The sequence below is a fragment of the Lactiplantibacillus herbarum genome (assembly GCF_001039045.1).
In the GTDB taxonomy this organism is placed as follows: Bacteria; Bacillota; Bacilli; order Lactobacillales; family Lactobacillaceae; genus Lactiplantibacillus; species Lactiplantibacillus herbarum.
Genome location: NZ_LFEE01000039.1, coordinates 1 through 14,887 on the forward strand (window position 1 = coordinate 1; position 14,887 = coordinate 14,887).

Sequence of the window (14,887 nt, forward strand, 5' to 3'; positions counted from 1 at the left end):
TTCTCAGGCTTAACCCGGTCCCCACAGCTAAAGCTAGTGCTGACCACCGGAGGCAAAAGTTGTGACTAGTTTTAATTTTTAGACCACAAGCATACCAACACTTTCATTGAGTAATTAACTTTCAACTTTTAGTTACCTAGATAGTAGTCACAAACACTTGAGAGTCTGGCTTTTCAGACTCTTTTTTTTATGTGTCTTTACTCCTACTACCATCCGTTCAAGCTAACGAAAAAATAGTTTGACAGGCCCTAACGCATTCGCTACACTACGGTTATTAATAAGCATTGGTTCCGTTTCAAAGCCGAACAATGCTTATTTTTTGTTAACAGATTAGTTTTCGGATAAACTAGGAGTGTTGCAGAAAATTTGTAGGAGTGTGTTTCTAATGAAAACATGGGTAAAAAAGCTGGGTGTCGCAGTACTAGGGTTAGCATTAGCGGGGACCTTAACGGCTTGCGGTAATCAGTCTAGCAGTAGTTCTAAGAGTAATGACTTAGGATTACAAAAATCGGGGACTTTAACAATCGGGTTAGAAGGAACCTTCCAACCTTACAGTTATCGTAAAGATGGAAAACTAACCGGTTTTGAAGTTGAATTAGGTAAAGCAGTTGCTAAGAAGATGGGCTTAAAGGCAGTATTCGTGCCAACTAAGTTCGATTCACTAGTGGCTGGATTAGACGTTAACAAGTTCGACGTGGTCATGAACAACATGTCTGAAACGCCAGCTCGTAAGAAGAAATACCTCTTCTCAACGCCATATATCTATTCTAAATCTCAATTAGCTGTTAAGAAGGACTCTAGCATCAAGTCGATCACTGAGATCAAGGGCAAAAAAGTGGCTGAAACAACCACTAGTAATAACGCCACTGATGCTAAACGTTTAGGAGCTACGATCACCCCTACTGACAGTTTCCAACAATCAATCGACTTAGTGTCACAAGGTCGCGTTGCTGGAACCATCAATTCGCGTGAATCGTTCTACGCTTACTTCAAGCAAAATCCTAAGGCCAACATCAAATTGATCGATTCTGGTGATCAGATTGCATCCCAGAAGATCGGTGCGATTGTTACCAAGGAACATCCTAAGATGCAAAAGCAAATTTCTAAGGCCATCCAAGAACTTCGTAAAGACGGCACACTCAAAAAATTGTCCGTTAAGTACTTTGGTGGTAACGTTACTGATAAATAAAGTTTCATCCGTTGGTTCGCCAGCGGCTACATAGCACCATAATAATCGTTACAGGAGGCATTTCATGGACTCAATCTGGCACATTATCGTTACCGCCACACCGCAAATTGCTGCGGCTGGTTTAAAATATACGATTCCAATTGCAATTATTTCATTTATCTTAGGGCTGATTCTCGCCATCTTCACGGCGCTCGTTAAGATTTCAACACGGCGAGGCTGGTTCTTAATCGTCAAAGCAATCGCTAACTTTTACGTCTGGCTCTTCCGGAGTACACCCTTACTAGTTCAGCTTTTCATTGTCTACTTCGGTCTCCCCTATCTTAAAATCAAAGGAGTCTTTCCTAATGGTATCCAGCTTGGACCATGGACGGCCGGAATTGCAACCTTTTCACTGAATACTGGGGCTTACTGTGCCGAAACGATTCGAGCAGCAATTCTTTCAATCTCGCAAGGCCAATGGGAAGCTGCTTATTCCATCGGTATGACTAAGTCACAAGTTTTACGACGGATCATCCTGCCACAAGCAGCGCGGGTCTCACTACCACCACTGTCTAACAGCTTTATCAGTTTGGTCAAAGACACGTCACTAGCTGCTTCGATCACCATTATTGAAATGTTTGAAGTTAGTCAACAAATTGCCGCACAAAATTACCAGCCACTCGTGATGTATTCACTGGTCGCCGCCCTGTACGCAATTCTCTGCACCATCTTAAGCTGGTTACAAGGGTACTTAGAAAAACGGACGTCACGTTACTTACGTCCACTTAACTAGGAGGCCATACGATGATTAAATTAGAACACGTCAATAAAACGTTTGGCGATCACCAAGCGTTGACCGATATCAACACTGAATTTAAAGAACATGAAACGACCGTCATTGTGGGGCCTTCTGGTTCTGGTAAGTCGACCCTGTTGCGTTCGCTTAACCTGTTGGAACGACCAGAAAGTGGTCTGTATCACTTCAATGACCAAACCATCGACTTTTCACAGCCATTAACTAACAAGACGATTCTCAACGTTCGCCGTAAAACTGGGATGGTCTTTCAAGGCTACAACTTGTTCCCTCACTTAAGCGTTGTTAGAAACGTAATGGAAGGTCCCGTCCAAGTCCTGAAGCAGGATGCTGAGACGGCCAAGCAAAATGCGCTGGAACTATTAGATCGTGTTGGCCTGCAAGACAAGGCTGACGCTTATCCTGAACAACTTTCTGGTGGTCAGCAGCAACGGGTCGCCATCGCGCGTTCCCTAGCCATGGATCCCGAATATATCTTATTGGACGAACCAACCAGTGCCCTCGATCCCGAGTTAGAAGCTGGTGTCTTACGGGTTTTACTAGGGTTAGCTCAGGAAGAAGATTCGATGATCATTGTGACGCATAACATGGAATTTGCACGTGCCGTTGCTGACAAGATTCTCTTCGTGGAAGACGGTCAGATTCTATTCGACGGGACACCCGCCGAGTTCTTCAAGCAACCAACCCAACGAATCGCTGATTTCTTGGCAGCGATGACGTTTACTACCATTTCAGATAAAGCTAATCAATAATGAGCTTTAACTCGTATCGCCAGTCTTAGTGATGCGAGTTTTTTTATACCCGTAAAATTAAAACTAGCCACGACTTCCGCCCTCCGATAGCCAGTACTAACTTAGCTGTGGGGACCGGGGCAAGCCTGGGGAACGGTCTCGCCCCTCGACTTGATCATTGGCACACTTCGCCAATGACCAAGATCGTCCGTGGTGTAATTCCGGAAAATCACCGGAATAACGCCACCTTCACAGCACCGCTAGTACTGCCTATCTCCGGCTAGATTGGTTAACAATTGATCACACTTAAGGTTAAGTTTCGTCTTTAATCAAAAAATTCTAGTTGCCCCCCCCTCAAATTAATAATTGAATCTAATCTAAGCGGAGCTAGCTGTGGAAATATGCCATTCAGGCAATGTTAGGTGGCGTTCTTGGCCTCCTTAGATTGCGGGACGTCTTTAAAGACTTGAACTTTAGGCTTTAAAGCGAGGTCACAGACCGCTGTTTGGCTGGGACCGGTCCCCATGACATCTTTCCACAGCTGGCGAAGCGTTCAGTCAAACGCCGACAACATTTTTTATGCAGTAGTCTATAATTAAAAAGTGGCATTTAGATTAATTTTAAACGAGAAAATGCATTGACTTTTCTCATTTAAAACGATAGACTATCGTTAATATTTAAACATTGTGATGAGATGAGTAACGTTATTGCCACGCAAAGCGAGCCGTTGGTTGGTGTGAAACGGTCGGGCAACAAGGTGAAGATGGTCTTCTAAATGGTGCTGGTGAACTGCGGTAAACCAGTAACGCGTCGTACCCGTTAGCGTACTGAGCTTGTCTAACAGGCTCATTGAGCCAAGTTATGTGTACTAACTTGGGAACTAAGGTGGTACCACGAATCAGCACTCGTCCTTTTATTAAGGATGAGTGCTGATTTTTTTACTCATAACACACAATCAAGACGGGGGTCTTATCATGAAAAAATGGATTAGAAATTTCAGTTTAGCAATTCTGGGGATTATCTTAACGGTCACCTTAGCTGCTTGCGGTAACTCAAATACGACTAAAAGTAGCTCTTCTAGTACTAGTACACAGCTTGGCCTACAACAGAATGGCACGTTGACGATTGGGCTAGAAGGCACCTTTCAACCCTACAGTTACCGTAAGAATGGTAAATTGACCGGCTTTGAGGTCGAACTAGGACGCGCCATTGCCAAGCAACTCGGCGTCAAAGTGAAGTTTGTGCCAACGAAGTTCGACTCTCTGATTGCCGGGCTCGATGTTAACAAGTACGACGTGGTGATCAACGACATCGCTGAGACACCACAAAGACAACAAAAATACCTATTCTCAACACCCTACATCTACTCCAAGTCCCAATTAGCGGTTAAAAAAGGGTCCAAGATCAGTAGTATCACCGATATCAAGGGACAAAAGGTTGCACAAACGACGACCAGTAACAATGCCAGTGACGCCACCCGATTAGGTGCAACAGTCACCCCTACTGATGGCTTCCAGCAATCAATCGACTTAGTATCACAAGGTCGGGTTGCCGGAACAATCAATTCGCGTGAATCCTTCTACGCCTATCTTAAACAGAATCCGAAAGCTAACATTAAGTTGATCAATGCTGGCTCAGAGATTAAAACCCAAAAGATCGGTGCGATTTTGAACAAAAAGCACGCCAATTTGCAGACCCAAATTTCTAAAGCTATTCAAACCTTACGCAAGGACGGTACTTTAAAACAACTGTCAGAGAAGTATTTTGGCGGTAACGTTACTAATAAATAATCAATTTTTGAGCTCATCATTCAGCGTCATTAAAAAGCCATCTACTATAGCATATAATGGTATCGATAATCATTATATGCTATAATATCAAGTATGAAGAAACCTGAATTTGCATTTTATCAGCGACCCAATGGGCATACCGAGTTCCTAGAATTCTTACAATCGTTACCTGAAAAAGATCGTGCCAAATTAATTGCCAACATCACAAACGTACAAGATCAAGGCCTAATCGTGGCTAGAAAGATGAAATGGATCAAGAAGCTAGACGATAACCTATTTGAGCTACGATCCAAAGCTGGTAACAATATTCAACGTGGATTGTATTTTCACGTTACAGGATCCGATTATCAAATTACCCATGGTTTTACCAAGAAATCACAGAAAACGCCACCTAACGAAGTAAAGCATGCTCTGGAAATTAGGGCTGAATACTGGGAGGAACAAAAAAATGACTAGTATTAAATTCAATGATTACTTAAATGATGCTCTGAAAGATCCTTCATTCAAAGCAGCCTACGACGGCGAATATACTAAGTTAGCTAGTGCTGCCGCATTGATGAAAGCTCGGGAATCCGCTGGACTAACACAACAGCAACTTGCTGACAAAGCATCCGTACCACAGTCCACTGTTGCACGAATTGAAAGTGGTGCTAATACAAGTTTTGACACTTTATCTAAGATTGCAGCTGCTCTAGGAAAACGCTTGAACGTAAGCATCTCTTAAATTCAGAATAACCAGTGGATCAAGGGAAAAATTTATCCTATTCAAATCACTGAAGACCACATTTGGCCAATCATCTTCAATTAAATAATAATTTGCTATACGTGCAACTTCAGTACGATAGATATTTTGTTAATACATTATCAAAAGCGTAGGCCACAAGACAACTTGTGACCTACGCTTTTTCTATCCTCGTCTAAATCGATTGACACTAATCCCACATCAAGCTATACTACTCATTGAGCAATACTATATGACGTATAATATAACAGGAGGGATAGTAATGGCCATTCAAATTAGTTCTGAATTGTTGGACGGTTGTGTCTTGGCATGTTTAAAGGAGCAGGACTATTACGGTTACGCGTTAACACAACGGCTTCAGGCTGCCATTTCAGTATCCGAATCAACCCTTTATCCAGTACTGCGACGGTTAAAGAAGAATGATTGGGTTACAACTTACGATCAAGCCTATCAAGGCCGTAATCGTCGTTATTACCAAATCACTGCGACCGGTTTAACCCAGTTGGGGACGATTCAGCAGGACTGGCAAACCTATTACTTAGCCATTAATCAATTACTTCAGGGGGAGGATCTATCATGAATGATTACTTGGAAAAATTCGACGCACTACTTGTTCAACTGAGTAACACTGAACGTGACGAAGTTGTGGAATTCTATCGCGAATACCTATTGGACGCCGGAATCGAAAACTACGATGACTGTGTTGCTGAAATAGGCACGCCTAAACAACTAGCACGCAAGGTTCTAGCGGATTACTCTATTCGTTTCAACGAAAATCTAAACGCAGGAACTTCTAAGCGTAAGAAATCTCAGGCTAGCGTCCGGACGATTTGGCTCGTGGTACTAGCCCTGCTCTCAACACCAATTACGATTCCAGCGTTGATTGCTATTTTAGCGGTTTTCTTCTTAATCGGCGTTATCGTCTTCAGCATCGTCATCACTTTAGGCGCTTTAATCTTCGGCCTTACACTGTTGGCCTTTGCAATGATTACAGCTGGGATTGGAATTTTCACCAGTTCACTCTGGGTCGCCCTCTTCTACCTTGGCTGCGGCTTTGCCTTAATTGGTGGCGAACTATTAGTCTTGCCACTCTTCATTTGGCTGATCAGCTTGATCATTCAAGGTATCTCAAAGCTCTTCCAACGTTTATATCACCGCTTTGTTAAGAAAAATCGGGCCGAATATGGGGGGCGTAATCATGCGAAAAACAATTAAAATTGGCTTCATTCTACTCGTTTTAGGCTTGATCATGGCCATGTTTGGGATTGCAAATAACGGTATTCAAGCCGTTTATTGGGACAGTGGGTTTCACGTTGCACACTATCAAACGAAAACTTATCCACTTAAACAAGTCAAACAGATCACTTTAGCTACAGCCAACAACGTCACGATTCGTCAGGGCAATACTGCCAGCATTAAAGTGACTGCTAACCGAAAGTTACCAACCATAACAACTAAAGATGGTCATGTCACTATTAAATCACCTACTTACGACTCAGAAACAATCGGCTTCATGTTCAACAATACCGGGAGTTTTGCAGATACTACCTTGATCACGGTTCCTAAAGGCACAACTATCGAGCGCATCGATGATCGAAATCAGCAAAGTGGCAATATCCATTTACAAAACATTACAATAAAAAACGTTCAATTGCTTGCTGATGATAACAGCGTCAGTCTAAGTAACGTTGACATTCAGCAATCCGCATCTTTTACCGCTGACAGTCTACATCTGAGTCAGGTTACCGCACCCAGTCTCCAAACTAACGGCGGTACCGTAACGATTGCTAACAGTCAGTTTACTAAGGGAACTTCTAAGCTCAGCCTTGATGATGAGAATGCCCAGTTAACTAATAACACATTTAAGGCGCTACAGGTTCACACAAGTGATGGTAATCTGACGCTTAGTAATAACCAGATTACAGATAGTTTGACGGCTAGCACCGCCGACGGTAATATCCACGTCACCGCACCAAAAACCACTGGAATTACAGCTATTACCGGTGATGGCAATCTGAATATTTTCGGTACAACCAATCAACATCGCTACCAATATAATCAGCACGCCACACCTCAGTATCATTTAACAACTGATGATGGCAATATCACCGTGACAGAATCATAATTAACTTTTAACATCCCTGTTCAAATCACAAAGGACGTCTGAAACACCTCTCCAGCGAGGTACTTCAGACGTCCTTTTATTAGCTAAAACTTAAATTAGCCCTTGATAGTAATCAAACCATACCAGTAAGAACGATAGAATCAGTAAGCTCACTAGCGCAACAACGTGCCACCATTTATTGCGTACGAAGATTGCGATATATTCTCGAATAATAGCGTTTGGTAAGAAGAAGCGTGCTGTCCGAGCTCCAATACCATCCGCGTATAAGCCAACTTGGCGAGCAAACATCCCCGCTCGGAACGTGTGGTAGTTATTCGTCACGAAGATGGTCCGTGGCTCCTTGACTGGCCCCTGATCAATCAATCGTTTACTGAATTGCATATTCTGCAACGTCGTTTTAGACGCCGTTTCCGCCCAACCATGTTCAGCTGGTAAGCCATGTGCCACCGCATAATCTAGCATTGCTTGGCCTTCCGGACCCGGTTTCGTCACCACCCTGACCACCGGAAAAAATCATAACGGCTGGATGTTGCGTTTTACGCTGCTGTTTCTGATAAAATGTCAGACCGCGCATGATTCGCTGACCTAACAGTGGCGAAACTCGATTGCCGTCCAACAAACCCGCCCCTAACACAATAATGTAATCTTGCCGTAATTTCGGCCGGTTGAATTGATAAATAACCAGCATTGTCAGGTAATTGTAGAACCAGAATGCCAAGTAAAAGATCACCAAGTTAGGGAACACGGCCATCCAGTAACTGACCACGTGTGGCACCCAATTACCAACCATATTACCTACAAACGGTAAAACAAGAATTGCTATTCCTAAAAACAGCGTCAACATATTCGCCAGCGTATGACTTTCATGACGCCACATGATCCACGCATTCCATAATAAGAAGAAGGCTTGAAGAACAAATAGTAACCCAATCAATAATATAAACAACACGAATAGCGTGCCGCAGACCACAATCAGGATATGCTGATTACTCCCTAAGATGGTCATGGCTAGTAAAGCCCAAAACGTGTAGAAAAACAGCGAAAACCAGATTCCATTGCTCAACCGAACCTTATCGCGATGATACCGCCAGCCAAAGATCACACCAAACGTGATTGGAATCAACCAGCCCCAGTAAGCGACCATCGGGATCGGCACCCATACTGCCGAACTATTCACATCAATACCCCCGTATTTAAATTTATATTTCCATCATAAATGACCTGTGTCGTTACTTCAATTGCTTATGCTCATTATAAAAATTACGGTAGGCCAAGTAGCAAGCAATGATCGAACCCAAACTCGTTGCCGACAGCAACATGAAGGTCACCATAATCTGATATTTAATCGCTCGTACCGGATCAACGCCAGCAAAAATCAACCCGGACATCATCCCTGGTAAGCTGACTAGCCCCACCGTTTTAGCAGAATCAATCGTGGGTGACATCCCCGTTCGAATCGCTTCACGAACGATGGCTATCGAAGCATCCAGTAACCCTGATCCTAGCGCCAATCGTTCCAAAACACCTTGCCGATGATCGTGAAACTGGCTGTTCAAGCTCCGATACGCTAACCCAATCGCAACCATCGAGTTAGACGCAATCATCCCTGAGATTGGAATCATTTGTGACGGAATAAACTTAATCGCACCCGATAGTACCAGAACACCCAACGTAACACCCGTACTGATCAAAATCGCTAATAGTGAAATACCCAGTGCATGATCAATTCCTGGGCCCCGCTTTCTCGCATTCCAAGCCGCATTAAAGATAATAAACGCAATCATCGCTAACGTTAGCCATAAGTTATTGACCCGAAAGATATACTTCAACAAGTAGCCAACTAAAAATAACTGAACGACCGCACGAATAACGCCGATCACAATGTCCTTATCGAGTCCTAGCTTTTGCCACAGACTGATAGCTAACGCTACTAAGACTAACATTGCGGCCAAGAATAATGATGTGTTGTTCACTGCTAAGTTCATTGTGCCACCTCCAAACGACCAGCAACTACTTTAACCAGCTGATCTGCTGCCGCAATTTCCGTAGCGTCGTGAGTAATCATGATAGTCGTCACGTGCTTTTGCTCATTCAACCGCCGCAACCACGCATGGATCAATTGTTTGTTGTCCTCATCAAGGCCAGCCGTGACCTCATCGAGTAACAACACTTGCGGTAAGAATAGAATGTTACGAATCAAAGCTACCCGTTGACGTTCACCACCAGAGAGTTCGGTAACTGCTTGTTGTAAAGTCCGTTCGGATAAGCCAAAATTAGTCAGCGCCGTAATCACATGCTCACGGTCCATTGACTGTTTACGAATCTGATACGGAAACGCCATATTGTCCGCCACAGTTTCACCGAATAATGTCGGTTGTTGAAAACAGTAGGAGACTTGCCGACGGTACATGATGGGGTCATAACTCTCAATTGGCTGACCAGCAAACGTCAGCTCCCCACTCGTCTTCGTGATCATCGCTGCCATAATCCGTAGTAAGGTACTCTTACCACCACCAGAAGGTCCGGTAACCGTAATGTGGGCTCCCGTTGGAATCTGCCAATCAATATCATGTAGAATCTGCTTATCAGCTACTTCATAATTAATCTGTTTTAACGTCATTAATGCATCCATTACTAATCCCCCCACGATTATTTTTCAATTTAGAATCATTATAACTGGTTAACTAAATCGCTTTCAACTAATTATCCCTGACCGTGCTCACACCGAGTCCATGCTATAATAAAACTTAAATAGCCCACAGAAAAAAACGAGGTCAGAAAACAACTTATGCCACAAAACAATCATTATACAAACTTATCCCGGTCACAAAACAATCATTATACAAACTTATCCCGGTCACAAAACAACCGTCAGCGCCAAGAACCAGCTGAGCAGGTTCAATCAGACATTCAAATTGGTCAACGTTTCCCACTAACCATTCGGCGACTCGGTATCAATGGTGAAGGAATCGGTTACTACAAGCACGTCATTACCCTTCATCAAGGGTGCCCTTCCTGAAGAAGTCGTCGTGGCTGAAGTCACTGCTGTTCACCCCCGCTACCTTGAAGCAAAAATTCGTAAGATCCGCAAGTTCAGTCCAGATCGTGTTGATCCTCGCGACGAATACGCTGGTGAAGTTGGTGGCTTCGAATTAGAGCACTTGGACTATCCCGCACAGTTGGCTTTCAAACAAGATTTGATTCGCCAATCGCTCGAAAAATACCGTCCAGCTGGCTACAAACATTACGATGTTCGGCCAACAATTGGTATGGATGATCCTTACGAGTATCGTAACAAGGCTCAATTCCAAGTTCGCATGATCGATGGGCACGTTGCTGCCGGTCTATACAAAGAAAACAGCCACGACCTAGTTGATTTACCAACTTGTTCAGTTCAAATGCCAGCTACCATGACCGTCATGCGTCAATTGGTCGCTTGGTTAGAAGAACTCCAAGTCCCAATCTATGATGAAGAAAAGAATTCCGGTATTCTTAAAACAATCGTGATTCGTGAAGCCGCTGCAACTGGTGAGATGCAACTCGTCTTGATTACGAATACACCCAAGTTACCTAAGAAACACCAATTATTAGTCAAGATTGCCGAAAAGTTCCCAATGATCGTCTCTGTCATGCAGAACGTCAATGTCGGCAAAACATCATTGATTTGGGGCGACCAGACAACGATGTTAGCTGGTAAACCAACCATTACCGAAGAACTCGACGGTCTCGCTTTTGACTTATCTGCACGCGCTTTCTTCCAACTCAACCCGTCACAGACTAAGAAGCTCTACCAATTAGCTCGTGAAGCATTAGATTTAGCACCTAACGAAACCTTAGTGGATGCTTATTCGGGGGTTGGGACGATTGGTCTTTCCTTAGCTGACATCGCTAAGGAAGTTCGTGGGATGGATACGATTCCCGCCGCCGTCATGGACGCCAATGACAACGCCAAACGTAATCAGATCACAAATGCACATTACGAAGTTGGTGAAGCTGAAACCTTGCTACCTCAATGGTTAGCTAGTGGCTTCGCACCAGATGCCATTATCGTTGATCCACCCCGCACTGGTCTTGACAATGTTTTAATTGATTCTATCTTGCAGAGTGCTCCTGAAAAACTGGTCTACATCTCATGTAACCCATCGACATTGGCTCAAGACCTACGCGAGCTAATCCGTGGTTACCAAGTGGACTACATTCAATCAATCGACATGTTCCCACAAACAGCTCGTTGTGAAGCAGTCGTTCGGTTTACGAAACGTCACTAACCTTAATTAGTCATAAATTATTTACATCAAAAGGATTCATACCGAGGAGGAATTGGCATGGGGGATACAGATAGCCAAATTGCACTAGCGATGACCTTCACTTTACGGCCACCATTTAAAGCACATTTTCTACTCTTAAAGGATTACGTGGCGGACGTACGCTTACCCGCTAGGGACGGGATGTTAACCACGCTGATTGCTAAGAACATTCCGTTGTCACCCGCATTGGAGCAACTTCAAGCCATCTTTGATGATGTTCAAAATCCGGTTTACTGGCACTTGCACGATCAGGCCGTCCAAGAATTTTTCACGGCTTATCCTGAGCAACGCCCGATACTACCATTGGATTTATTACAAGTCATGTTGACCACCCTGGCCGAACAGGGCTTGACTGATCAACAATTGACACACATCATGAAAGACGTCTTTGACCGTTTACAGACCAATGATTTCAATGGTCAAGCTGCCAAACGGATTTTAAATATGAGTGAGCTATAAGACTGTCATACTAAAAAATCCAAGCAGATTTTATCTGCTTGGATTTTTTAGATACATTTATTTAATACATGCATTGTGCTAGTTAAACTTGTCTAAGTAGCCAATTTTAGACTGAACAATTGCCAGCTATTTCTACTTTGAATACAGCCATCAGTCAAATCAAAACTGGGTAAATCATTATCAGTCCTTTGAACCCTAACTAGCCGTGGGGGGAGTCTGACAACGCTCAGCCATGAAATTACACTTAGCTGAGTGGTTTTTGCAGGTTAGTGTAAGGCCGAGTTTTGAGATTGCAAGCGTCCTTGGCTTGTGAGCTCAAAATCGTGCCCATGGCGTTCCAGCGCTTGTCAGACTGCCCCGGTAGGCGGATAAATCACCGCACGTATTACGCCCCACTACAGGGAAATTAGCTAAAATTCCAACCTGCACAACGCGTATTTAATACCGAACTAGTGACTATCGTTAGCCGCTTGATCTTTCAACTCGAAAACGACCTGGTCATCAACTAACTTGGCAACCAATTCTTTACTAGGATCTGGATCAAACGCCCCCAGATCTACTAATATCTGCCCGTTGTCCGCCACTTGATATCCCTGATACCGGTCGAACATAATATGATACATCGTTTGTGCGGGACGCATCCGCTCGTCCACTTGAGCAGCAGCGGCCTTTAACGTATACCCGGCTTGCAATAGGTTGCTCATAGCAGCCGCTTTGATGACCATCTTCATGGTGTAGATGCGTGCCCGCCCAGGTTCATCCTCGTTCTTCGGAATAATGTACCCTTTTTTTTGCCAGTATCGTAACTGACGTGGCGAGACACCAGTCATTTTGCTAAGTTCACTAATCCCAATCGTCAATTGATCCCTGTGAAAAAGTCCCCGAAAATCTGGACGTGCTTCATTAGCCATGCTGATGCCTCCTTTCCATTTACTATCTTTTTAAATTATAGCATGGAAATTCGTTACCACCGTTAACTCCCGTTGATTTTTTTACGATTAATCATGACTTAGGCACGTTCATTTGTAAATAATCGATTAACGACTGGGCAGGATGATCCATAATCTTTTCGTAATCATCACTAGTGGTTGCAAGTAATCCCATGGCACCACCCGCGTACATCGACGCAAGCATGGCGCCCTCGTTATCCTGATCGTACATTTCGCCAAACGCTGCCAACGTCACTGGTTGATAACCAATGGACTGGCCACTGACTTCGCTTAAAACTGCGGCTAGTTCTGGCATCGTGTACGCCTTAGATTGGCTCAGTGTATAGATTTTACCCGACTGAAGTAAGGCTGGCGTAGTTGCAACCTTAGCAAAAGCCGCCGCACTATCTTCTTGGCTGATAAAACTCAACGCTGCATCACCCACTGGATAGATGACGTTGTGTCGTTCGATCAGTTCAGGTAGATATGGCACCAACGGATCAGCGTACAAGGCGTTACGTACAATCGTGTAATTAATGTTCGTGCCCGCTAATCGGCGTGGGACGTAACCATAAAAGGCTGACAATGCGAACGGGTTATTGACCTGATCCGCAATGAAGCCCATGACTAAGAAATGTTTGACGTTAGCTTGTTGAACCGCACCCAAGACATTCTCAAATTCCTGTACCCGTGAATAACTGTCGTGACTCTTACTAGGAATATAGATTAAGACATCACTATCCTGAAATAATGCTCGTAAACTCGCTGGTTGTTGGTAATCAATTGTTTGGACTACCATCCCCTGAGCTTGGTATCCGGCGGCCTTACTGGGCGTATGAACGCCTAAATGCAGTTCCGATGCCGCAACGGACTGGCTCAGCGCCGTGACAATTTGTTGACCTAAATGACCAGTAGCTCCCGTAATCGTGTATTTCATATTAATCCGCTCCATTCATGTAACTTTTATAGTTACATTTAACAAGTTATGCGCTGATTTGTCAATAAAAAAGAATTGGCTACCAGAAACGTCCATCACGGGACAACATCCAGTTCCAATTCTTTAAGTGATTATTCTAAATAAGTTAACCCGTTATTCAGCAACTTCTTGACCTAAATGTTTCTTCGCAGGCGCCGTCTTAACTTTTTTAACGTCACTGTCTGAGAAACCAAACATCCAAGTTAACGTGAAGGAGACCACGATATCAACAACTGAAGCAATCAAGTAGCCGTAGAGACTAAAGTCGATCCCCTTGGGGTTGATGAACGATGTGAAACCAATCAATGATCCCGCAAAGCCCCACATATTGACGTTGAATAACCCCGTCAGGAAACCTCCAACGGCCCCACCAATACTGGCAGTCACGAAGGCCCGACCGTACTTCAGGTTAATCCCATACATGGCAGGCTCAGTGACCCCGCAGAATGCAGAAATCGTTGCGGGCCATGCTAACTCTTTGACACTAGCAACCTTTGACTTCAAGGCAATTGCCAGAACTGCACCACCTTGAGCTACCATTGTTGCGGAAACGATCGCATTTAAGTAGCTGTGACCAGTCGACGTAATATCGTTGACCACAATTGGGATAATCGCCCAATGTAGCCCGAAAATAACTAACACTTGGTAGAAACCACCGATAATCAACCCAGAACCGCTGGACTCAATTTGTAGATTGCGACGATTCCGGCTGCCAACGCGCCAGACAATGCCGTAATAATTGGCCCAATCACAATAATAATAACGCCAGAAATCAAGACAACTTCAATCAGTGGCACGAAGATCATCCGTAAGACCGTTGGAATCACCCGTTTGAGCCATGGTTCC

The 14,887-nt window shown here is 44.0% G+C and carries 14 protein-coding genes, 3 pseudogenes and 1 other annotated feature; of the genes and pseudogenes, 11 read left to right on the plus strand and 6 right to left on the minus strand.

Annotation, left to right across the window (positions count from 1 at the left end):
- The first annotated feature begins 385 nt into the window (after positions 1-385).
- The 9 genes from ACG95_RS12260 to ACG95_RS12300 all read left to right on the plus strand — a co-directional run bounded on the left by ACG95_RS12260 (position 386) and on the right by ACG95_RS12300 (position 7,370).
- Positions 386-1,189 (plus strand): transporter substrate-binding domain-containing protein, encoded by an 804-nt coding sequence (locus tag ACG95_RS12260; RefSeq protein WP_048000804.1) that lies wholly within the window; start codon positions 386-388, stop codon positions 1,187-1,189.
- A gap of 64 nt (positions 1,190-1,253) precedes the next feature.
- Entirely contained in the window at positions 1,254-1,961 is a 708-nt protein-coding gene (locus tag ACG95_RS12265; protein ID WP_152668345.1) for an amino acid ABC transporter permease, read from the plus strand.
- Positions 1,962-1,972: 11 nt separating this feature from the next.
- Complete coding sequence (locus ACG95_RS12270) at positions 1,973-2,734, plus strand: amino acid ABC transporter ATP-binding protein (protein ID WP_048000805.1); 762 nt, start codon at positions 1,973-1,975, stop codon at positions 2,732-2,734.
- 656 nt (positions 2,735-3,390) lie between these two features.
- Positions 3,391-3,629 (plus strand) — a binding site (T-box leader).
- Between the two features lie 58 nt (positions 3,630-3,687).
- Positions 3,688-4,503, plus strand: coding sequence for a transporter substrate-binding domain-containing protein (locus ACG95_RS12275; protein ID WP_048000806.1), 816 nt, complete (start codon positions 3,688-3,690; stop codon positions 4,501-4,503).
- A gap of 93 nt (positions 4,504-4,596) precedes the next feature.
- Entirely contained in the window at positions 4,597-4,959 is a 363-nt protein-coding gene (locus ACG95_RS12280; RefSeq protein ID WP_048000807.1) for a type II toxin-antitoxin system RelE/ParE family toxin, read from the plus strand.
- On the plus strand, positions 4,952-5,227 hold the full coding sequence (locus ACG95_RS12285) for a helix-turn-helix domain-containing protein (protein WP_048000808.1): 276 nt from the start codon (positions 4,952-4,954) through the stop codon (positions 5,225-5,227). The genes ACG95_RS12280 and ACG95_RS12285 overlap by 8 nt, the downstream gene beginning before the upstream one ends.
- Before the next feature lie 280 nt (positions 5,228-5,507).
- Positions 5,508-5,825, plus strand: a complete 318-nt coding sequence (locus ACG95_RS12290) for a PadR family transcriptional regulator (protein ID WP_048000809.1) — start codon at positions 5,508-5,510, stop codon at positions 5,823-5,825.
- Positions 5,822-6,460, plus strand: coding sequence for a DUF1700 domain-containing protein (locus ACG95_RS12295; protein ID WP_048000810.1), 639 nt, complete (start codon positions 5,822-5,824; stop codon positions 6,458-6,460). Before ACG95_RS12290 ends, ACG95_RS12295 begins: the two co-directional genes overlap by 4 nt.
- Positions 6,444-7,370, plus strand: a complete 927-nt coding sequence (locus ACG95_RS12300; protein ID WP_048000811.1) for a DUF4097 family beta strand repeat-containing protein — start codon at positions 6,444-6,446, stop codon at positions 7,368-7,370. The genes ACG95_RS12295 and ACG95_RS12300 overlap by 17 nt, the downstream gene beginning before the upstream one ends.
- A gap of 90 nt (positions 7,371-7,460) precedes the next feature.
- Here ACG95_RS12300 and ACG95_RS12305 read toward each other — a convergent pair.
- From ACG95_RS12305 to ACG95_RS12315, 3 genes and pseudogenes are all read right to left on the minus strand, one after another.
- Positions 7,461-8,547, minus strand: a pseudogene (locus tag ACG95_RS12305) (YdcF family protein).
- Positions 8,548-8,599: 52 nt separating this feature from the next.
- On the minus strand, positions 8,600-9,355 hold the full coding sequence (locus ACG95_RS12310) for an ABC transporter permease (protein ID WP_048000812.1): 756 nt from the start codon (positions 9,353-9,355) through the stop codon (positions 8,600-8,602).
- Positions 9,352-10,002, minus strand: a complete 651-nt coding sequence (locus ACG95_RS12315; protein WP_048000813.1) for an ABC transporter ATP-binding protein — start codon at positions 10,000-10,002, stop codon at positions 9,352-9,354. Before ACG95_RS12315 ends, ACG95_RS12310 begins: the two co-directional genes overlap by 4 nt.
- A gap of 156 nt (positions 10,003-10,158) precedes the next feature.
- Here ACG95_RS12315 and rlmD point away from each other — a divergent pair.
- Both rlmD and ACG95_RS12325 read left to right on the plus strand, forming a co-directional pair.
- Positions 10,159-11,638: pseudogene (gene rlmD / locus ACG95_RS12320) on the plus strand (23S rRNA (uracil(1939)-C(5))-methyltransferase RlmD).
- A gap of 57 nt (positions 11,639-11,695) precedes the next feature.
- The gene (locus ACG95_RS12325) at positions 11,696-12,136 is read left to right on the plus strand and encodes a hypothetical protein (RefSeq protein ID WP_048000814.1); all 441 of its coding nucleotides are present in this window, start codon (positions 11,696-11,698) and stop codon (positions 12,134-12,136) included.
- A gap of 449 nt (positions 12,137-12,585) precedes the next feature.
- Here ACG95_RS12325 and ACG95_RS12330 read toward each other — a convergent pair whose 3' ends face one another.
- From ACG95_RS12330 to ACG95_RS14845, 3 genes and pseudogenes are all read right to left on the minus strand, one after another.
- Positions 12,586-13,047, minus strand: coding sequence for a MerR family transcriptional regulator (locus ACG95_RS12330; RefSeq protein WP_048000815.1), 462 nt, complete (start codon positions 13,045-13,047; stop codon positions 12,586-12,588).
- Between the two features lie 91 nt (positions 13,048-13,138).
- On the minus strand, positions 13,139-14,002 hold the full coding sequence (locus tag ACG95_RS12335; RefSeq protein WP_048000816.1) for an SDR family oxidoreductase: 864 nt from the start codon (positions 14,000-14,002) through the stop codon (positions 13,139-13,141).
- 153 nt (positions 14,003-14,155) lie between these two features.
- Positions 14,156-14,887 (minus strand): annotated as a pseudogene (locus ACG95_RS14845) (PTS sugar transporter subunit IIC); the annotation flags it as partial.